Genomic DNA, 18,851 nt, shown 5'->3' on the forward strand with positions numbered 1-18,851 from the left:
CACCGGCTGACCACCGGCAGGGCCGGAGCGGGAGGTCGCGGGATGTCCGAGAACGCCAGCACGCCGCCGAAGCACCCGCTGGAGAGCGTCTACCAGGCCCGCGAGGCACTCGACCAGGCCGCGAGCGGGCTGAGCACGGCATCGCTGCGGCGGCCGGACTGGCCCGCCTACGGCTCCGCGCTGCTGGGCGTGCTGAGCAGCCTCGACTACTTCACCCGCAGCCTGGTGGACCTGTTCGACGGCACCGACCGCGACCGGCTCTACCGCGACGCCCTGCGCGACCACCCGCAGGAGGCGCTGGACCGGGCCGTGGAGCACCTGCGGCACCTGCACCAGGTCCTGAACGCCGCGGCCTCCGACGCCGACAGCTACTGGGCCGAAGCACAGCACATCCAGGACAGCACCCGCCGCGAGGACGACCTGGGATGAGGCGGGGGACAGGGCGCACGGGAGCGGCCGCTGGGCCTGGTCATGGCGCGACGGCGGTGCTGGGTTCCGGTGGCCAGGCGCGATGACCGCGGCTGGGCGCGGTACGCGATCGCACGCGAGGACACCCTGGTCCAGATTCCGGACGAGCTGCTGTTCGAGCAGGCTGCGATCGCCAGACGCGGTCTCGACGTCGGCGGTCCGGGAGGTGACCGGTGAGCGCGCACACCCCGCTCGCCGGCGCCGCCGAGGCGGTCGAACGCCTGCAGAGCAGGGACGGTGACGCGATCCGCCTGGTCCTGGTGCCCTGACGGTCCACACGGGACACCCGAGGCCGTTCGCGCGCCACGCGGCACGCGGGCCGGCCGCCGGAGCCCGGAACCGAACCGTGCTCACGTTGTGCCCCCCCCGCTGGCACCGCCGTTCAATTCCGCCGGGTCGCCGCGGCCCGGCGGCTGAGGGACCATTTCGGCATCCGACCCCCGGTTGAGGGAAGTAGGTGTCCGGCGTGCCCAGCCTGTACGTGGACGGTCGGTGGACAGCCGCTCGCAACGGGCGCGAGCGCGAGGTCATCAACCCGTTCGACGCGAGCGTGCTCACCACCGTCGACGAAGCCGACGAGACCGACGTGGACCGAGCGGTACGGGCCGCCAGGCGGGCCTTCGACGACGGGGACTGGGCCTTCGGCCCCAGCGGTCGGCGCGCCGAGGTGCTGCGCGCCGTCGCCCGGATGCTCCAGCGCGACAAGGAGGAGATCGCCAGGGCCGAAACCCTCGACACCGGCAAGACGATCGCCGAAGCCCGCATCGACGTCGACGACGTCACCGCGGCGTTCTCCTACTACGCCGACATGACCGGCAAGGACGCCGGCCGCAACGTCGACGCCGGTCCCGACGCGGTCAGCCGGGTGGTCTACGAGCCCGTGGGCGTCTGCTCGCTCATCGCGCCCTGGAACTACCCGCTGCTGCAGGCGTCCTGGAAGGTGGCGCCCGCGCTCGCCGCTGGCAACACCTTCGTGCTCAAGCCGAGCGAGATCACCCCGCTCAGCACCATCAGGATGGTCGGGCTGCTGGAGGAGGCCGGTGCCCCGCCGGGCGTGGTCAACCTCGTGCTCGGCGACGGTGCGACCGTGGGCGCGGCGATGGTGTCGCACCCCGAGGTCGACCTGGTCTCCTTCACCGGTGGACTGCTCACCGGGCGCAAGATCATGGCGGGCGCGGCGGAGAGTGTGAAGAAGGTCGCGCTGGAGCTCGGCGGCAAGAACCCCAACGTCGTCTGCGCCGACGCCGACTTCGAAACCGCGGTGGACTACGCCCTGGCGGCGGCCTTCCTGGACTCCGGTCAGGTGTGCTCGGCGGGATCGCGGCTGATCGTCGCCGACGAGCTGCACGACCGCTTCGTCGCCGAGCTCGCCGACCGCGCCGGGCGCATCCGCGTCGGCGACGGCCTGGACCCCGACAGCGAGACCGGGCCGCTGGTGTCGGCCGAGCACCTGGCGAAGGTGGAGAAGTACGTCGAGATCGCCCGCGGCGAGGGCGCGCGGCTCGTCACCGGCGGCCGCAGGCCGGACGACCCGAAGCTCGCCGCGGGGTTCTTCCTGCTGCCCACGGTCTTCGCCGACTGCGACCGCGGCATGCGCGTCGTGCAGGAGGAGGTGTTCGGGCCCGTCGTCACCGTCGAGCGGTTCCGCACCGAGGACGAGGCCGTGGAGCTGGCCAACGACACGCGCTACGGGCTCACCGGGGCGGTGTGGACCAACGACGCGAGCCGGGCGCAGCGGATGGCCAACCGGCTGCGCCACGGCACGATCTGGATCAACGACTTCCACCCCTACCTGCCGCAGGCGGAGTGGGGCGGGTTCGGCCAGTCCGGGGTGGGGCGCGAGCTCGGGCCGTCCGGACTGGACGAGTACCGGGAGGCCAAGCACATCTACCAGAACATCAGACCGGAGCCGATGCGCTGGTTCCGCGGCTGAACGGAGGTCGGCGGTGGCGGTCGAGGCGAGCTACGACTACGTGATCATCGGTGGGGGGACCGCGGGATGCGTGCTCGCCGCGCGGCTCAGCGCCGACCCGGACCGCACGGTCTGCGTCGTCGAGGGCGGTCCGAGCGACGTCGGCGACGAACGCGTGCTGAACCTGCGCAACTGGATCAACCTGCTGGAGTCCGATCTGGACTACGGCTACACCACGGTCGACCAGCCGCGCGGCAACTCCCACATCGTGCACTCCAGGGCCCGCGTGCTGGGCGGCTGCTCCTCGCACAACACGCTGATCAGCTTCAAGCCCTTCCCGCAGGACTGGGAGGACTGGGGACGGGTCGGCTGGAACGCCGAGACGATGGAGCCCTACTGGGAACGGCTGCGCAACAACATCGTCCCGGTCGCCGACAAGGACCGGAACCCCGTCGCCGTCGACTTCGTCACCGCGGCGTCGAGCGCGCTGGGCGTGCCGGTCGTCGAGGACTTCAACGCGCGGCCCTTCCACGACGGGGCGGGTTTCTTCTCGGTCGCCTACGACCCGGAGACCGGTCAGCGCTCGTCGGCGTCGGTGGCCTACCTGCACCCGGTGCTCGACCGCCCGAACCTCGAGCTGATGCTGGAGACCTGGGCCTACCGGCTACTGGTGCGCGGTGGTCGGGCGCAGGGCGTGGAGGTGCGCCACGCCGACGGATCCACCGCGACGGTGATGGCCGACCGCGAGGTGCTGGTCTGCGCGGGTGCCGTCGACTCGCCCCGGCTGCTGATGCTCTCCGGTCTCGGCCCGGCCGACGACCTGCGCAGGCTCGGCATCGAGGTGGTGGCGGACCTGCCGGGGGTCGGCGAGAACCTGCTCGACCACCCGGAGTCGGTGATCGTGTGGGAGACCGACGGCCCGCTGCCGCCGAACTCGGTGATGGACTCCGACGCGGGGCTGTTCGTGCGCCGCGACGTCTCCGACCCGCGGCCGGACCTGATGTTCCACTTCTACCAGGTGCCGTTCACGATCAACACCGAACGCCTGGGCTATCCGGCCGTCGAGAACGGGGTGTGCATGACGCCGAACGTGCCGCGCGCACGCAGCACCGGCCGGCTGTGGCTGCGCAGCGCCGACCCCGACGAGAAGCCCGCGCTCGACTTCGAGTACTTCACCGACCCCGACAGCCACGACGAGCTCACCATCGTCGAGGGCCTGCGGATCGCGCGCGAGGTCGCCGCCACCGAGCCGCTGCGCTCCTGGCTGGTGCGAGAGGTCGCCCCGGGACCGCAGGTGACCGGCGGCGAGGAGCTCTCGGAGTACGGCCGTCGCGCCGCGCACACCGTCTACCACCCGGCGGGCACCTGCGCGATGGGACCGGCACGGGCCCGGGACGCGGTGGTCGACCCGAACCTGAAGGTGCGCGGGATCGAGGGGCTGCGGGTCGTCGACGCGTCGATCTTCCCGCGGATGCCCACGATCAACCCGATGGTCGCCGTGCTGATGGTCGCCGAACGAGCCGTCGACCTGATCACGACCTGACAGCCGGGAGGTACCCAGGATGTCCACTTCGGACTCCCGTGGCGGGGCGGACGACGCAAGGCTGACCGAGCTCGGCTACACCTCCGAGTTCCGGCGCGACATGAGCCTGTGGGCGAACTTCTCGCTGGGCTTCACCTACCTGTCGCCCGTGGTGAGCACCTACACGCTGTTCGGCGTGGCGCTGGCCACCGGTGGCCCGCCGATGATCTGGAGCTTCCTGCTCGCCGGGGCCGGGCAGTTCCTGGTCGCCCTGGTCTACGGCGAGATCGTCGCGCAGTACCCGCTGGCGGGCGGGATCTACCCGTGGTCGCGCCGGTTGTGGGGCAAGCGGTGGGCGTGGATGTCGGGCTGGGTGTACCTGGTCGCGCTGCTGGTGACCATCACCAGCGTCGCCTACGGTGCCGGGCCCTACATCGCGCTGATGTTCGGCTTCACGCCGACGGTGGAGGCGACGGTGCTGTGCACCATCGGCCTGATCGTGGTGGCCACACTGATCAACTACGGGGGCACGCGGGTGCTGTCGATGGCGGCGATCATCGGCTTCTCCGCCGAACTGATCGGTGCGCTGATCGTGGGTTTCTGGCTGCTGTTCACCCATCGCTACCACGGGCTGGGTGTGCTGTTCGACGACTTCGGCACCGCAGGCACCGGCTCGTACCTGCCGGTTTTCCTGGCCGCCGGGATCATCGGCTTCTACCAGTACTACGGGTTCGAGGCATGCGGGGACACCGCGGAGGAGGTGCCCAACCCGGGCAAGAACGTGCCCAAGGCGATGCGCCGCACCATCTACATCGGTGGTGCGGCGGCGTCCTTCGCCTGCCTGACGCTGCTGCTGGCCGTTCCCGACTACCAGGCCGTCATCTCCGGCGCCGACCCCGACCCGCTGATCAACGTGCTCAACAGCGCCTTCGGGACCGTCGGCGCGCGGGTGGTGATGGGCGTGGTGCTGATCTCGTTCCTGTCCTGCACCATCAGCCTGCAGGCCGCCGCGGGCCGGCTGGCCTACTCCTACGCCCGCGACGAGATGATCATCGGCTACCGGCTGCTGCGCAAGTTCTCCCACGCCCGGCACGTCCCGCCCTACGCGCTGCTGCTGGCCGGTGTGATCCCGGCTCTGCTCGCGGTCGGGTCGCTGGTCTCGACCGACGCCCTGACCAAGATCGTCTCGTTCGCGATCCTGGGCATCTACATGGCGTTCCAGATGGTCGTGCTCGCCGCGTTGCGCGCGCGGATGAAGGGGTGGCAGCCGACCGGCGAGTTCCAGCTCGGCCGCTGGGGCATGGTCGTCAACGTCGGGGCACTGGTCTACGGCATCGGCGCGATGGTGAACATCTCGTGGCCGCGCACACCCGAAGCCCCTTGGTACGACAACTACATCGTGCTGCTGTGCGGAGCGGTGGTCGTGGCGGTCGGGCTGGTCTACATGTTCACCACGCACCACTACGGCCGCAGCGACGCGCCCGCGGGCGATGCCATCCCGGCCGCGCGGCGCCCGGAGCCAGGCCGGGAGGGCGGCGCCTGAACTCCGTCCACAGTGGTCTCAGGGCAGCCGCACGTGGATGCGGATGGTGGTGCCCAGCTCGTCGGTGCACACGCGCACCAGGTCGGCGAGGTGGTTGACGAGCAGGAGCCCGCGCCCGCCGAGCTGCTCGGCGTCGGCGGGCAGGCGGCCCGCCAGCGGGTCGGTGATGTGCCCCGAGTCGCGCACCTCGCACACCAGGTCGCCGTCGTGCGCCCACAGGGCCACGACGCCGGCCCCGCCGCCGTGCGCGACGCTGTTGGTCGCCAGTTCGGTGGCGGCCAGCTCCAGGTCGCCCAGCCTTTCCCCGCTCAGCCCCAGGTCGCCCGCGCGGTCGGTGACCCACCGGCGGATCTCGCCGAGGTTGGTCGCGTCGACGGTGCGCGCCCGCGTCGCGGGCGGTTCGGGCAGCGGCCGGTTGTAGGTCTCGACGATCCGGTGCGGGTCGTAGCGGTCGCTGGACCGCCGCCCGTCCGGGCCGATGAGCGTCGGGTGGGTGGCGCAGGCGTCGGCGATCACCTCGGGGGCGAGGTTGCCCGCGTCGTAGGGGCACAGGATTGTCGCCGCCCGCCCGGCGAAGGCCAGGTTGATGAGCGCCTCGTGCTGGGCGCACGCGGGGTACTCGGCTTCCGAGCGCCCCGGCCAGACGGGCTCACCGACGATGCGCACGTGCCGGCCGGAGTGGTCGTCGGCGAAGCCCCGCAGCACGCCGGGGATGATGCGGCCGGGGTTGCGCCCGGCCTCGGTCATGTCGAGCATCTCGACCCGCTCGCTCGCGGCGCCCAGCGCGTCGCGCAGCAGCGCCAGGTTGGGGCCGGGAACCGCCACCGCGACCGGGTCGCCTTCGCGCAGCCCTTCTTCGATGAACGGCAGGGTGCCTGCCAGGTACTCGTCGCGGCCGGAGTAGAAGAGGGCGGGATGGGCGAACCGCTCGTCCGTCCTGGCGCCCCCGGTGGCCGTGCTCATCTCACCTCTTCCCGCAGGGTGATCGTCGGCACGCCCGTGGGCCACAGCGCCCGCAGGATGCGGCGAAGGCAGCTCGGCGGGCGGTGCAGCACGAACCGCCGCCCCGAGGGCAGGTTGCGCGCGGCGTCGACCACCAGAGCCGTTCCGCGGGCGTCGATGAACACCAGCTCGGCCAGGTCCAGGTGCACGTCCCCGCTACCGCCGCCCACCGCGCTCCGCAGTGCGCGGTTCCAGTGCGCGTGGGTGGTCATGTCGATCTCGCCGGCGACTCGGAGGCCGGCTGGGGGATCGCTGACTTCGCACAGCCGCAGCGCCTGGGCGCCGGGCTCGTCGCGTCCGGTGTCCGCGGTGGGCTCGGCCGACACGGTTTCTCCCCACTTGCGCCGGGTCTGATCCGATGGCCCGTCCAGGTATAACACAGCCGGCCGTCACGCCAGGCGGCCCGGGGAGCCGTCCGGCCGCGCGCCGCGCGACGTGCCGGCACCCCGCTCAGGCTGGCGGTTCACCGCCGCTCGCGGTGTGCGGTGCGTGCAGGGCTAGCAGCGCGACGTCGTCGGCGGGCGGCGGGCGGAAACCACCGATCAGTGCGGTGAGCTCCCCGATGAGCCGTACCGCGCCGGCCTCGCCGCGGTCGGCGCAGAAGTCGGCCAGCCCGTCCTCGCCGAAGAACTTCCCGCCAGGGCGCGCCTCGGTGAGCCCGTCGGTGTAGAGCAGCAGGGTCTGGCCCGGGCGCAGGTACGTCCGGCAGGTGGCGAACTCGGCGTCGGGGAACGCGCCGGCGAGCATGCCGCCGTCCGGGCAGATGGGCTCCACGACGCCGGGCCCCGGTCCGAGCTTGAGGGCGGGCGGGTGGCCGCCCGAGGCCAGCGTGATGTCGAACCCGCCCTCCGGCGTCGTCCGCAGCAGCCCGAACAGCACCGTGCACTGCTGACGCACGTGCGGGTCGATCAGCAGCGCTGTGTTGAGCTCGGCGAGCGCGGCCGCGGGGTCGGTGTGGTGCAGGGCCGCGGCGCGCAGCGTGTAGCGGGTCAGCGACGTCACCGACGCGGCTGACGCGCCGTGCCCGGAGACGTCGCCGAGGAAGAACGCCCACCTGCCGTCGCCGAGGGAGAAGACGTCGTAGAAGTCGCCGGTGACGTTCTGCGGGGACGCGGCGTGGTAGTGGCACGCCAGCTCCAGCCCCGGCACGTTGGGCAGCGACGGGGGCAGCAACGTGCGCTGCAGAGTGGCCGCGAAGCCTTCCATCGTCGCGCGGGTCCGATCGCTGGCCTGGCGCCTGCTGCGCTCGGCGCGCACCGTGGTCAGCGCCGACAGCCGCAGCTCCAGCTCGTCGATCACCACCCCCGCCAGGTCGCTCAGCGCCTCCAGCTCCCGCGCGCCGATGTCGCGCGGGCAGGTGTCGTAGACGTCGACCGTGCCGAGGCGGTGGCCGTCCAGCGTGGTGATCGGCGCCGCCGCGTAGAAGCGGACGCCTGGATCGCCGGTCACCAGCGGGTGCCGGGCGGTCCGCGGATCGTTCAGCGCGTCGCGCACCACGTAGGGCTCGTCCTGGCCGATCGCCGAGGCCGCCAGGCCCGGTTCCCGGCCGGTGTGGGTGAGACGCCGCGACCCGTGGCCTGCCTTGAACCAGATCCGGTCGTCGTCGACCAGCGTGACCGTCGCGATCGGCGCGTCGAGCAGCCGGGCGGCCAGCCGAGCGACGCGGTCCAGGGAGCCGAGCGGCTCGTCGTCGAGGACGTCGTAGCGGGCCAGCGCGGCCAGCCGGGCCCGCTCGACGCGGGCGTCGTCATCGGTATGCGGTGCATGGTCAGCGACCACCACGTGCGTTCCTTCCTCACGCTCGCCCACCGCCACCGGGCCGCTGCCGGGTCCGGTGTGCCGAGGGGCGCCGAGCGTGCCGGGCGACGCCGCGCGGCGTGCCAACCGGCCGCGCCCGCTGTCCCGGTCACGTCAGGTCAGTCGGTGGCCGGATTCGCCCGCCTCGACTGTTGACCAACGGTGTATATCACGTCATCCGCGATGTGCGGCAGTCGCCGATCCGTTGGAATGAGCCGGGATTCCGGGCGCGCCGAAGCGGCGCGCCCGGTGAAAACCGTTGCGCGCGAAGGGGAATCCACGCGGTGCTTCGCTGAGGCGTGCGCACCGCGCGATCCGCCGCCGCGCGCCTTCGAGGCACCGGCGCGCCGTCCGGACGAAGTCAGTCGTGTACCGCGGAGGTCACCCGGTCCGGTCGCCATCCTCGTCGGCGGACCCGCCGTCGAGGCGTTCGCGCAGCCAGCTCAGCGTGCGCGTCAGCAACCGCGAGACGTGCATCTGGGAGACACCGACCTGCTCGGCGATCTCGGTCTGGGTCATGCCGCGGAAGAAGCGCATCACCAGGATCCGCCGCTCCCGCTCGGGCAGTTCGGCCAGCAGCGGCCGGATCGTCTCGCGGTCCTCGACCTCGGCGAGCTCGGAGTCGTCGAAGCCGATGGCCTCGCCCAGAGGCACGTCGTCGGTACCGGTGAGCAGGTCGTCCAGCGACGCACTGCGGTAGGCGTTGCCCGCCTCCAGGCCCTGCTGGACGTCGTCGACGCTGAGCTCGAGGTGGGCGGCCAGCTCGCTGGGCGTCGGCGCGCGACCGAGCTCCTGCGAGAGCACCGAGATCCCGGAGGAGACCGACAGGTGCAGCTCCTGCATCCGGCGCGGCATGCGCACCGACCAGCCCGCGTCGCGGAAGTGCCTGCGCACCTCGCCCATGATCGTGGGCACGGCGTAGGACATGAAGCTCACTCCGCGTCCGGGGTCGAACCGGTCGACCGCCTTGATCAGCCCCAGCGTGGCGACCTGCACCAGGTCGTCGTGGGTCTCACCGCGGTGGCGGAACCTGCGCGCGATGTGCTCGGCGACCGGCAGGTGCTCGGTGACCAGCCGGTCCCGCAGCTCCTGGTGGCGGCCGTCCTGCTCGTCCAGTTCGGCCAGCTCGGCGAACAGCGGCTCCAGGTCCTCGTACTCGTTGCGCGAACCGGTCCTGGCGGTGCTCACCCGGGTACCTCCACCCGTGACTTCGCGAGCTCGACGCGCACCACGTGGGTGCCGTCGCCGACCGGGTCGTGGCCGCTGCTGATCTCGTCGGCCAGCGCGGTGAGGACCCGCCAGCCGAAGGTGTCGGTGCGCGGTCCGGCGGCGTGCTCGCCGACCACCTCGGCGGTGAACACGAGCCTGTCGTGCTCGGTGCGGAACCGGCAGGTCAGCCACGTTCCGGGCAGCGCGAGCGCGACCAGCGTCGCGCACGCCTCGTCCACCGCCAGCCGCACGTCGGCGATGGCGTCGACGTCGAAGTCCGCGCGGATGGCCAGGTCGCCCGCGACCGCGCGCATCACCGCCAGCGGTCCCGGCTGCGCGGCCACCCGGATCTCCACCGCGTTGGACACGGCCGCTCCGGGCTGGCCATCGACCATCTGTTGCTCCACCATCACTCAGCGCCTCTCGACCACGGCACGTACGTCACTTGATCCACGGCTGACCCTTACCCCGGATCAACGGGCGCCAAACCACGCGATGGCCGGAATTCCGCCGGGCTGTGAGGTGCGCGACGCAGAAGGGCCCGCAAAGCCGTTTCGCCGCCGACCGGCGCTGCTTGCCGGTCGGCGGCGAACTGGTCGCATTCGCGTGAAACCCGTCGCGGACGGCGGAATCCGCGCGCGTCCGCCCGGAGTACCGGGATCAGACGGTCTGAGCCGTCGTGCGTTGGAGGTTCCAGCGCATGGTCACCCGGGTACCAGCGGGGCCGAACTCGACGTCGGTGTGGTCGGTCATGTTCCGGATGAGCACCAGGCCGCGCCCGCCGAGCCCGTCGCGGTCGGCCGGCGGCGGCCGCCACCGGCCGTGGTCGGTCACCGTCACCTCCACCGACCCAGACGCGGGGTGGTAGCTCGCGTGCAGGTCCACCACGCCCGTCCCGTCGGGGTAGGCGTGCGCGGCGGTGTTGGCCAACGCCTCGTAGGTCGCCAACACCAGTGCTTCGGACTGGTCTGTGCCAAGCGCGGTGCGCGCCGCCCACTGCACCAACCGGTGACGCAGCCGCGACAGCTGCCGCGGTTCGGCGGGTACCCCGGCGCAGTGCAGGTCAGCCGGGTCCGCGGGCGCGCCTGGTGCGGGCCAGTCGATGTTCATGGGTTCACTCATTTCGCTGCTGGGCCACAACTACGTTCTCGGGGTCGCGCGTCGCCCCCCCCCTGTCGCGCCGGGGCCCGCTCGCGCGGGCCGGCGGCGAACCCGGTAGTCGGTCGGCCTGCGGCGGTGCCGCCGATGTCAGGCCAGGGCGGCCTCGACCGAGTCGAACACCGGGATCTTGCGGTCGAGCGCGGTCACCTTCAGCGGACGCACGGTCGCCGAGCTCGTGGCGACCACCCGCAGCCCGGTGCGTCCTTCGGCCTGCTTGTAGGCGGCCACCAGGGCGGTGAGCCCGGCCGAGGCGAAGAAACCGACCTCGGCGAGGTCGACCACGAGGACCTCGGGCTGCTGCTCCAGCAGGGCCGAGAGCTCCTGCTCGACCTGCGGCGCGGTCACCATGTCGACGTCTCCCGACACCGACAGGACCGCCGCCTTGTCCCGCCATTCCACGGATGTGGACACCTGCACCGCGGCGCCCACGGGATCGACATCATCAGCGTGCACAGACGAATCGAACGAAGTCACGGCCGTACTATCTCATATTCCGCAAGGGTCTTCGGACCCTCGTCCTCGCAGGTCAGATGGGCTCGGAAAGGTGGGCACGACGCAGTGGGCCCCGCCCTTGCCGACCGCAACCGCGGGGCCCACCGGCCAACCACCACGGGGCGCGAAACCATCGCCCCGAACTGATCGGTTCCCCGTTCTCCCCGCGCCTAAACCCCCATCGCGAGCCGAAAACGCGGTCCTCGGCCCGCCCGGTGCGGGGATCACGGCGTTGGGCACGGGAAAGCTCCAGGTCGGATGATGTGCGCGTGCCGCGGTGGCGGCGTTGGTCACAGTTCGGTCGACTGGTGCTGCTGCGGTGCCGCGGACACATCACCGCGCCACTGACCGGTTTCCTGCCCGCGGGACTCCACGAACTCCTTGAAGCGCTCCAGGTCGTCCTGGACGCGCGTCCCGACCGCCCCGGTGACCTCGCCGGCCTTCTCGACCGCGCCTTCGGGCTCGAACTCCCACTGGAGGTGCACGCGGGTGCGTTCGTCGTCGAGGCGGTGCACGGTGACCACGCCGGAATGCTTCGGCCCGGTGGTCGAGCGCCACGCAACGCGCTCGTCGGGATGCTGCTCGGTGACCACCGCGTCGAACTCCCGCCGGACCCCGCCGACCGAGACCACCCAGTGCGTGCGCGTGTCGGTGAGCTGCTGGACGCTTTCCACGCCCTCCATGAACCTCGGGAACTCGGCGAACTGCGTCCACTGGTTGTAGACGGTGTGCACGGGGCAGGCCACGTCCACCGACTTCGCGTGCAAAGTCACAGGTCCTCCCTATGATCGCTTGCGCCGTCAGCCCCTTGGTACCCGGTTGGCGCACGGTTTACGCGCCCGTCGCCGCTTCCAGGTCACCGCGCGATCACGGTGAGTGCCCCGAAGTCCGGAGTGGACGGATGCCGGGAGCAGCGAATTCCGCTCTCACCGCCGATGTCGCCCCCGGAAGGCGGTGCGGGTGGACGAGTCGCGCGTCCGCGACGGCAGCTCGTCCACCCGTGGCCGCCTTCAGCCGAGGGACACGGCGGCGAGCAGGAGTCCGACGGCGATGACTCCGACGACGAGCACGATCAGCAGGTTGGGTGTCTTGTTCATGGCTGATCACTCTCGGCGCCCGCCCGGCGGCGCCGAACGCTGGGCGGATCGGGCGGACCGTCGCCGAAGTGCGCAAACGCGCGGATCGTCGGGTGTGCGAAGTCTCGTGTGAGACGTAGTTCGCACAACGGGACCCCCCAGATGTGGGGGCTGCGCCGAAGCCGCGGACCGCTACAGCAACCCGGACTGCGCGGCCTTGGTGATGAGCTCGATCCGGTTGCGCGCGTTCAGCTTGCGCATCGCGTTGCGCAGGTAGCCGGTGACGGTGTGGCGGGTCAGGCCCAGCCGCTCGGCGATCTCCGGGTTGGTCCGCCCGGCGGCGGCGTGGCGCAGCACGTCGTACTCGCGCTGGGTGAGCCCGGTGTCGTGCAGGCGCGAGCGCATCCGGGGCGCGGCCCGCTCGCCGACCCGCGGATCGAAGATCGGGATGCCGTGCGCGGCCTGGTGCACGGCCGAGACCAGGTCGGTCGCGCCCGCGTCCTTGAGCAGGCAGCCGTCGACCCCCGCGTCCAGCGTCGCCTGCAGCGCCGCGTGGTCCCGGTAGGCGGTGAACACCAGGATGCGCGCCGCGGGGGCGGCCTCGCGCAGCGGAGCCACGATCTCGCTGGCCATCGCATCCGGCAGCCGCAGGTCCAGCAGGACGACGTGCGGCTGCGCCACGCCGACCAGCCGCACCGCGGTGGCGGCGTCGGCGGCGCTGCCGACCACGCGGATCGCGGGGTTGTCGCGCAGCAGCAGGCGGACGCCGTCGGTGACGACGGGGTGGTCGTCGACGACCACGACCCGGATGTCCTCGCTCACCACAGCGGAACCCAGACGCGCACGGTCAGGCCACCATCCTCGTTGGTCACCACGGACATGGTCCCGCCGACCTCCTCGACGCGGTCGGCGGTCGACCGCAGCCCGATGCCGTTGTGCCCCGCACCGTGGCCGTTCCAGCCGTTGCCGTCGTCTGCCACCGACACGGCGACGCCGTCGTCGAGCGCGATCACGCTGATCAGCACCGAATGCGCGGCGGCGTGCTTCTCGACGTTGAGCAGCGCCTCGCGTGCCGCCGCGACCAGCACCCGCGTGCGGTGCGGGCCGCAGTCGGGCGTGGTGCCGATCTCCACGGCCTGCGCCGTGACTCCGGTGCGCCGCTGGAACGCCGCGCAGTCGCCCGACAGGGTGGCCGCCAGCCCGCCGGAGGGTTCGCCGTGGTCGAGGGCGTGCACCGACTCGCGGAACGCCGAGGCCGTCTCGGCGATCTGGTTCTCCAGCGACACCAGGCGGTCCAGCAGCGCGGTGCTGCCGTCTTCGGCGTGCGTGCGCAGGTCGCGCAGCTCGGCGCCGATCCGGAACAGCTGGGCGCCGACCGAGTCGTGCAGCGCGGAGGCGATCCGGCGCCGCTCGGCGGCCGCGGCCGTCTCGCGCTGGCGCCGCGCCGCGTTCGCGGTCTGCAAGGCCAGTCCGCCGCTGTTGGCGACGTTCACCGCGGCGTCGAGCCGCCTGCCCCCGAAGTCGGTGATCTCGCGCATCGCCGCGTAGACCACGCCGTGGACCCGCCCGGCCCGGACCATGGGCACCGCCAGCATCGTCCGGATCCCGTCGGCCGAGATCGGCCGGTCGAAGTCGTGCGTGATCAGCTCGGATGCGCAGTAGTCGTCCACCCAGACCGGCCGCAGCTCGGCGAAGGACAGCCCGCCCAGGCCCAGACCCATCGGCACGTGCAGGTCGTGCAGCCCGTCGGCCCAGGTGCCGTTCCACTGCCGCAGCACCAGCAACCGGTCGGACTCCACGGGCCCTGCCAGGCCGATGTGCGCGCCGCACTCGTCGCGGATCCGCTGGGCGAGCCCGCGCAGGGCGACCGTGTCGTCGAGCAGGTTCAGCACCTGGGAGTGCTCGTCGAGGAGCTCGTCGAACCGGACGCCCTGCTCCGCGGCCCGCTCCTCGCTCGCGCGGTGTCCTCGCCCCACCCCGACCCCAGACGTGTCGACCATCACTGTGCAGCACGGCGTCGGCGCACCCGCGCGGCCGGTCCGGTCACCCGGCGTCGCAGCGGACTTGAGGCTGATCGCCGGAGCGGAATCCTACCGGCGGCGTTCGGCGAGCCGTCCCGCCGCGTCCGCGCAGGGGCGGGGAGGAGGCGGCCGGTCGTGATTCGCTGAGCTCTCGGTGTCCGAGCGGTGCCGTTCCGTTTCGGTGCGTGCGAGTGGGTATCCGGTTGAGTGAACACGCTCACCGACGGCGGGCCCGTAGCACGTTGTGGAGGCGGAAATGCAGGTCTCTGAGTCGACGGCCGAACCCTTCGTGCCTTCCCGGGGCGGACTGCGCGCGCTGCGCGACGCGGCGCGGGACTGCCGGGGCTGCGACCTCTACAAGTCGGCCACCCAGACGGTCTTCGGGTCCGGACCCTCGAGAGCGCGGTTGTTGTTCGTCGGCGAGCAGCCCGGGGACCGCGAGGACATCGAGGGCGAGCCGTTCGTCGGTCCGGCGGGCGGGCTGCTCGACCGCGCGCTCGCGGAGGCGGGCATCGAGCGCGGCGACGCCTACCTGACCAACGCCGTGAAGCACTTCAAGTTCGTGCCCCAGGACCGCGGCAAGCGCCGGATCCACAAGAAGCCGAGCACCACCGAGATGCGCGCCTGCCGGCCGTGGCTGGTCGCCGAGCTGCGGGTGGTGCGCCCCGAGATCGTCGTGTGCCTGGGCGCCACCGCGGCGCAGGCGCTGATGGGCGGCGACTTCCGCATCAGCAGGGAGCGCGGTGTGCTGCTGGACTTCCCCGAGATCGCAGGCGTCGAACCGCGCCCGGTGTCGTTGCTGGCCACCACCCACCCCTCGGCGGTGGTGCGGGCGCCGGACCGCCGCGAGGCGTACCGGGGCCTGGTCTCGGACCTGGAGGTCGTGGCCGCGGCGCTGGGGTCGTGACCGGTCGCGGGGTGATGCCGTCGCGCTGGTTCGCGGCTCCGGCGAACGGGCACTCCGTCGGTGGCGTCCGGCTGCCGTGTGCACCGGGTGCCCCGTCTCGAAGCGGGGAGGGTCACCTTGTCGGGCAACGAAAACGCAGGTCCGGCGAAGCCGCTGCTGGCGATTTACCTCAACGACCACCTCGCCGGGTCGACCGGAGGGCTGGAGTTGGCCCGCAGGCTGGCACGGGGCCATCGCGGCACGTCCACGGGGGCCGCCTTGGACGAACTCGCGGAGGAAGTCCGGGAGGACCGAGCGGAACTGGTGCGGATCATCCGGACGCTCGGGTTCTCCATCGCCCGCCACAAGCTCGTGGTGGCGTGGGCGGGGGAGAAGCTCAGCAGGTTCAAGCTCAACGGCCGGCTGCTGCGCGGTTCACCGCTGAGCACGCTGGTTGAGCTCGAAGCGATGTTCCTCGGCGTGCAGGGCAAGGCCGCGGGCTGGCGGACGCTGCGCATCATGGCCGGCCGGCTGTCCCGGCTGGACGCCGGGAAGCTCGACGAACTGCTCGACCGGGCGAACCGGCAGCTCGATCTCCTCGAACGTCTGCGCACGGAGACGGCCGAGGAGATCGCACGCGAGCGTGCCGGTGGCCAGGTGCCTTGACCGGCGGGATCAGCAGCAGGCGTGCAAGGCGTCGTGGCGGCCGTGCCACCACAACTCCGAGCGGGGCTGCGGCGCGGACCGCTGCGCCGCTGGTGTCCGCTCCTGCGCGGGGAAGTCGAGCAGCTCGGTCACCTCGTGCAGGACACCGCCGACCATCACCTTGCGCACCGCGGCGGCACGGGTGATGTCCGACAGCGGGTCGCCGTCGACCACGGTGAGGTCGGCGTACCTGCCCGGCAGCACCGCGCCGAGCTGGTCGCTCGCGTTGAGCGCTCGCGCGGCGTTGCCGGTGGCCGTGCGGAGGGCGTCGCCTGCGGTCATACCGTGGGCGACCAGTGCGCGCAGGTTCAGGTGCAGGCTGACGCCGAGGTGGTCGATCGGGGCGTCGGTTCCGCAGACCACGAGACCACCGGCGTCGCTGATCCGGCGCACGGTGTCCACATTGGCCGCGAGCATCTTCCGGAGTCCCGCTGTGGTCTCGGGTGTTCGCGACACCAGCGCCATCGTCTCGCGCAGCGCGTCGCGTTCCCACGTGGGGTAGAGCCTGGTGATCCGTTCGTCGGTGAGCCACGATTCGTCGCCGGCCAGCAGGACGGCGGAAACGAACAGGGTTGGTGTGATCGACATTCCTGCCCGGCTGATCAGCGCGACCACGTCGCCGTAGGAGCGGCCGAGCCTGCTCAGCGTCTGGGAGTAGCCGAGCCTGCTGGTCGCGCCCAGGTGCTCCATGCCGTGCACCCCGAACCGCGCCGCCGGGTAGGCGTAGTGCGAGGTCACCGGCAGACCCGTTCCGGCGCGGACCACCTGCTCCTGGGCTGTCGACGGCAGCCGGACGTAGGTCTTGAGCAGGTCGTAGCGCAGCGCACGTGCCCGCTCGAGCTCTCGGGCCGCCTCCCGCGGGTCGGCTGTCGGCCGGGTGAAGCCGTAGTACACCCGGCTGCCGTCGATCGGCTCGCCCGCCGCGAAGTAGCGGGGACCGAGCCGGTCACCCGAGGCGGTCGCCTCCCGGTGCTGCACGGCGAGGTAGGCGGGATCGCCGGGGGAACGCACGCTGGTCACGCCGAAGGACAGCCACAGCCTGCCCTGGCGGGAGCCGAAGAACCGGCCTTCGAGGTGGACGTGCGCGTGCATGTCGACCAGGCCGGGCAGCACGGTGAGCCCGGAAGCGTCGACGACCGCGCTGTGCGGCCACTCCCGGCGCGAGGTGACTTCGCCGATGCGGTCGCCGTCGATCACGAGGTCGACGTCGCGGCGGAGCACGTCGCGGACCCCGTCCCACAGCGCGCCCGCCCGCACCACGGTTCGCCCGCTGACGCGGGCCGGGGACCAGGTGAGGTTCAGCGGAACCGCGCGGGAGATGCCCTCGCGGGAGTCGGCCATGCGCAGTTCACCGAGGCTGAGGTACAGCAGTGTCCGCGAGTCGGGGTGCCACGACGGCGCGTCGGCGATCTCGGTGGTGACCTGGCGCGGTAGGCGGGTCGGCGCGCCGGAGGCATCGACGGGCACCACCCACAGCACGGCACCCATGACGAACGCGTACGACGAACCGTCGGGCGACCACACCGGCCCGTCCACCCCGCGCCCGCTCAGCGAGCGGTTCGGCAGCACCTCGTGGTAGGCGATCGCCCCGGTTTCGACCCGGACGGTGAGGATCTGGTTCGCGCCTTCCCTGAAGCGCCGCGACACCGGCCGTTGCGCCGCGAAGGCGATCGTCGCACCGTCCGGTGACCAGGTAGGCCGTCCCGGGGCGCGCACCGCGTCGACCACCTCGCGCACTTCGCCGGTGGAGAGTGTGAGCACGTGGGTCGCGCCGTCCCGGTCCTGGAACGCCAGGCGCGTCCCGTCCGGTGACCACGACGGCGACACCGCCGCCGAGGCAGGGGCGGTGAGGCGGTGCTCGTCGCCGGTTCGCAGGTCGCGCACCCAGATTCCGGTGGTGCCCGACCGGTCGCTGCAGTAGGCGATCCGGCCTCCGTCCGGCGACCACGCCGGGTCGCAGACGTGGAAGCGGTCGTGGGTCAGGCGCTGGGCCCGTCCGTCCAGGTCGCTCACCCAGAGATCGCCGAGCGCGCAGAAGGCGATCCGGTCGCCGCCGGGGGAGAGGACCGGGCCGGCGATGCCGCGAACGGGGTGGCGGCCCGCTTCGGGGAACGCGGCCGGGGCAGTCGGCTTCGGAGTGCGCACCGGGGCCGACACGCTGAACGCGATGTCGCGGTGTACTCCGGAGGGCAGGTCCCGGACCCGTATCCGGCCGTCGGCGGTGTAGAGGAGGCGGGCTGCCGACAACCAGGTGGGTGCGAAGGGGAACACGTCCTCCTCCGGCGCGGACACGACCGTCCCGGCGACGACGATCCGAGCCGTGCCGGCACCCTGGTTGCGGGGCAACGGGCCGTCCATCTCGACGTGGGCGATCGTGTTCCCGTCCGGGTGCCAGCCGGGCGCGTACAGGCGAGAGCCGTCGGACTCGGCGAGCCGCGTGCGCTCCCCGGCCTCGTTCACCGCGTCGATGGCGGCGTTGTCGACCACCACGGCTATCCGGCTCCCGTCGGGCGACCACCTCGGCTGCGACTCCTCGCCGGTGGGCGCGGTCCACGGCGCGATCCGGCCCGTCGCGAGGTCGACCACGTGGATGCCGTACCGGCCGCCGCGGTCGGACGAGAACGCGATGCGCGTGCCGTCAGGCGAGAAGTGCGGTTCCCGGTGGTCGTGCGGGCCTTCGGTGAGCCTGCGTGGTACGCCGCTGCCGGTGGGCACGAGGTACAGGTGGAAGTAGCCTTCCGAATACACCTGGCAGACCACGGAACTTCCGTCCGGCGACCAGGACGCCTGGGTCACCTCCATCGCCCGCGGGGTGAGCCGCCGGCCTTCCCCGCCCTGAACGGGCACCGCCCACAACGTGCTGAGCACATCGACCACCACGGTCGATCCGTCGGGTGAGACGGCGGCCGACATGTTCGTACCGGCGGTGATCGTCGCGGTGGCGCTGCCGTCGGCATCCGCGCTCGCCGCGGAGCGTGTGCCGAGCATCCCGCCGCCGGCGAGGATGCCGCCGGCCTGCAGCAGGCGGCGGCGAGGGAAGGGCGAGGGTGGTGCCAT

Annotated in this window: 18 protein-coding genes; 7 read left to right on the forward strand and 11 right to left on the reverse strand. The window is 72.2% G+C overall.

Annotated features, from left to right (window positions below; genetic code table 11):
* Window positions 1-42: 42 nt before the first annotated feature.
* The 5 genes from HUO13_RS17930 (at window position 43) to HUO13_RS17950 (ending at window position 5,445) form a co-directional block, all read left to right on the forward strand.
* Entirely contained in the window at window positions 43-429 is a 387-nt protein-coding gene (locus HUO13_RS17930) for a hypothetical protein (RefSeq protein WP_211902449.1), read from the forward strand.
* Between the two features lie 69 nt (window positions 430-498).
* Complete coding sequence (locus HUO13_RS17935; RefSeq protein WP_211902450.1) at window positions 499-645, forward strand: hypothetical protein; 147 nt, start codon at window positions 499-501, stop codon at window positions 643-645.
* Between the two features lie 289 nt (window positions 646-934).
* Complete coding sequence (locus HUO13_RS17940) at window positions 935-2,401, forward strand: aldehyde dehydrogenase family protein (RefSeq protein WP_211902451.1); 1,467 nt, start codon at window positions 935-937, stop codon at window positions 2,399-2,401.
* A 13-nt stretch (window positions 2,402-2,414) separates the two neighbouring features.
* Window positions 2,415-3,923, forward strand: a complete 1,509-nt coding sequence (locus tag HUO13_RS17945) for a GMC family oxidoreductase (protein WP_211902452.1) — start codon at window positions 2,415-2,417, stop codon at window positions 3,921-3,923.
* A gap of 19 nt (window positions 3,924-3,942) precedes the next feature.
* Window positions 3,943-5,445, forward strand: a complete 1,503-nt coding sequence (locus HUO13_RS17950) for an APC family permease (protein WP_211902453.1) — start codon at window positions 3,943-3,945, stop codon at window positions 5,443-5,445.
* Window positions 5,446-5,463: 18 nt separating this feature from the next.
* Here HUO13_RS17950 and HUO13_RS17955 read toward each other — a convergent pair whose 3' ends face one another.
* From HUO13_RS17955 to HUO13_RS18000, 10 genes are all read right to left on the reverse strand, one after another.
* On the reverse strand, window positions 5,464-6,408 hold the full coding sequence (locus tag HUO13_RS17955; protein ID WP_211902454.1) for a sensor histidine kinase: 945 nt from the start codon (window positions 6,406-6,408) through the stop codon (window positions 5,464-5,466).
* Window positions 6,405-6,773: an STAS domain-containing protein gene (locus HUO13_RS17960; RefSeq protein ID WP_211902455.1), complete on the reverse strand. Its 369-nt coding sequence runs from the start codon at window positions 6,771-6,773 to the stop codon at window positions 6,405-6,407. The genes HUO13_RS17955 and HUO13_RS17960 overlap by 4 nt, the downstream gene beginning before the upstream one ends.
* A gap of 124 nt (window positions 6,774-6,897) precedes the next feature.
* A complete protein-coding gene (locus HUO13_RS17965) occupies window positions 6,898-8,226 on the reverse strand; it encodes a PP2C family protein-serine/threonine phosphatase (RefSeq protein WP_249124990.1) in 1,329 nt (442 codons plus the stop codon).
* A 399-nt stretch (window positions 8,227-8,625) separates the two neighbouring features.
* Window positions 8,626-9,432, reverse strand: coding sequence for an RNA polymerase sigma factor SigF (locus HUO13_RS17970; RefSeq protein ID WP_211902457.1), 807 nt, complete (start codon window positions 9,430-9,432; stop codon window positions 8,626-8,628).
* Window positions 9,429-9,848 carry an ATP-binding protein gene (locus HUO13_RS17975; RefSeq protein ID WP_249124992.1) on the reverse strand — a complete coding sequence of 140 codons (420 nt, stop codon included), beginning with the start codon at window positions 9,846-9,848 and terminating at the stop codon, window positions 9,429-9,431. The genes HUO13_RS17970 and HUO13_RS17975 overlap by 4 nt, the downstream gene beginning before the upstream one ends.
* A 265-nt stretch (window positions 9,849-10,113) precedes the next feature.
* Window positions 10,114-10,563, reverse strand: coding sequence for an ATP-binding protein (locus HUO13_RS17980; RefSeq protein ID WP_211902459.1), 450 nt, complete (start codon window positions 10,561-10,563; stop codon window positions 10,114-10,116).
* Between the two features lie 138 nt (window positions 10,564-10,701).
* Entirely contained in the window at window positions 10,702-11,088 is a 387-nt protein-coding gene (locus HUO13_RS17985; protein WP_249124993.1) for an STAS domain-containing protein, read from the reverse strand.
* Between the two features lie 308 nt (window positions 11,089-11,396).
* Window positions 11,397-11,879, reverse strand: a complete 483-nt coding sequence (locus HUO13_RS17990; RefSeq protein ID WP_211902460.1) for an SRPBCC family protein — start codon at window positions 11,877-11,879, stop codon at window positions 11,397-11,399.
* Window positions 11,880-12,374: 495 nt separating this feature from the next.
* A complete protein-coding gene (locus HUO13_RS17995) occupies window positions 12,375-13,007 on the reverse strand; it encodes a response regulator (RefSeq protein ID WP_211902461.1) in 633 nt (210 codons plus the stop codon).
* Window positions 13,001-14,182, reverse strand: coding sequence for a GAF domain-containing sensor histidine kinase (locus tag HUO13_RS18000; protein ID WP_249124996.1), 1,182 nt, complete (start codon window positions 14,180-14,182; stop codon window positions 13,001-13,003). The genes HUO13_RS17995 and HUO13_RS18000 overlap by 7 nt, the downstream gene beginning before the upstream one ends.
* Before the next feature lie 277 nt (window positions 14,183-14,459).
* Here HUO13_RS18000 and HUO13_RS18005 point away from each other — a divergent pair, with 277 nt between their 5' ends.
* Window positions 14,460-15,110: a UdgX family uracil-DNA binding protein gene (locus tag HUO13_RS18005; RefSeq protein ID WP_211902462.1), complete on the forward strand. Its 651-nt coding sequence runs from the start codon at window positions 14,460-14,462 to the stop codon at window positions 15,108-15,110.
* A 117-nt stretch (window positions 15,111-15,227) separates the two neighbouring features.
* The gene (locus tag HUO13_RS18010; protein WP_211902463.1) at window positions 15,228-15,755 is read left to right on the forward strand and encodes a hypothetical protein; all 528 of its coding nucleotides are present in this window, start codon (window positions 15,228-15,230) and stop codon (window positions 15,753-15,755) included.
* Between the two features lie 9 nt (window positions 15,756-15,764).
* Here HUO13_RS18010 and HUO13_RS18015 read toward each other — a convergent pair whose 3' ends face one another.
* On the reverse strand, window positions 15,765-18,851 hold the full coding sequence (locus HUO13_RS18015) for an amidohydrolase family protein (RefSeq protein ID WP_211902464.1): 3,087 nt from the start codon (window positions 18,849-18,851) through the stop codon (window positions 15,765-15,767).

Source organism: Saccharopolyspora erythraea, from assembly GCF_018141105.1.
In the GTDB taxonomy this organism is placed as follows: Bacteria; Actinomycetota; Actinomycetes; order Mycobacteriales; family Pseudonocardiaceae; genus Saccharopolyspora_D; species Saccharopolyspora_D erythraea_A.

What these genes read in the sequence shown, in the direction of transcription:
- HUO13_RS17930 (WP_211902449.1), top strand. Translation starts at nt 43, where the DNA reads ATGTCCGAGAACGCCAGCACGCCGCCGAAGCACCCGCTGGAGAGCGTC.
- HUO13_RS17950 (WP_211902453.1), top strand. Translation starts at nt 3,943, where the DNA reads ATGTCCACTTCGGACTCCCGTGGCGGGGCGGACGACGCAAGGCTGACC.
- HUO13_RS17955 (WP_211902454.1), bottom strand. Translation starts at nt 6,408, where the DNA reads ATGAGCACGGCCACCGGGGGCGCCAGGACGGACGAGCGGTTCGCCCAT.
- HUO13_RS17975 (WP_249124992.1), bottom strand. Translation starts at nt 9,848, where the DNA reads ATGGTCGATGGCCAGCCCGGAGCGGCCGTGTCCAACGCGGTGGAGATC.
- HUO13_RS17980 (WP_211902459.1), bottom strand. Translation starts at nt 10,563, where the DNA reads ATGAACATCGACTGGCCCGCACCAGGCGCGCCCGCGGACCCGGCTGAC.
- HUO13_RS18000 (WP_249124996.1), bottom strand. Translation starts at nt 14,182, where the DNA reads ATGGTCGACACGTCTGGGGTCGGGGTGGGGCGAGGACACCGCGCGAGC.
- HUO13_RS18005 (WP_211902462.1), top strand. Translation starts at nt 14,460, where the DNA reads ATGCAGGTCTCTGAGTCGACGGCCGAACCCTTCGTGCCTTCCCGGGGC.
- HUO13_RS18015 (WP_211902464.1), bottom strand. Translation starts at nt 18,851, where the DNA reads ATGGCACCACCCTCGCCCTTCCCTCGCCGCCGCCTGCTGCAGGCCGGC.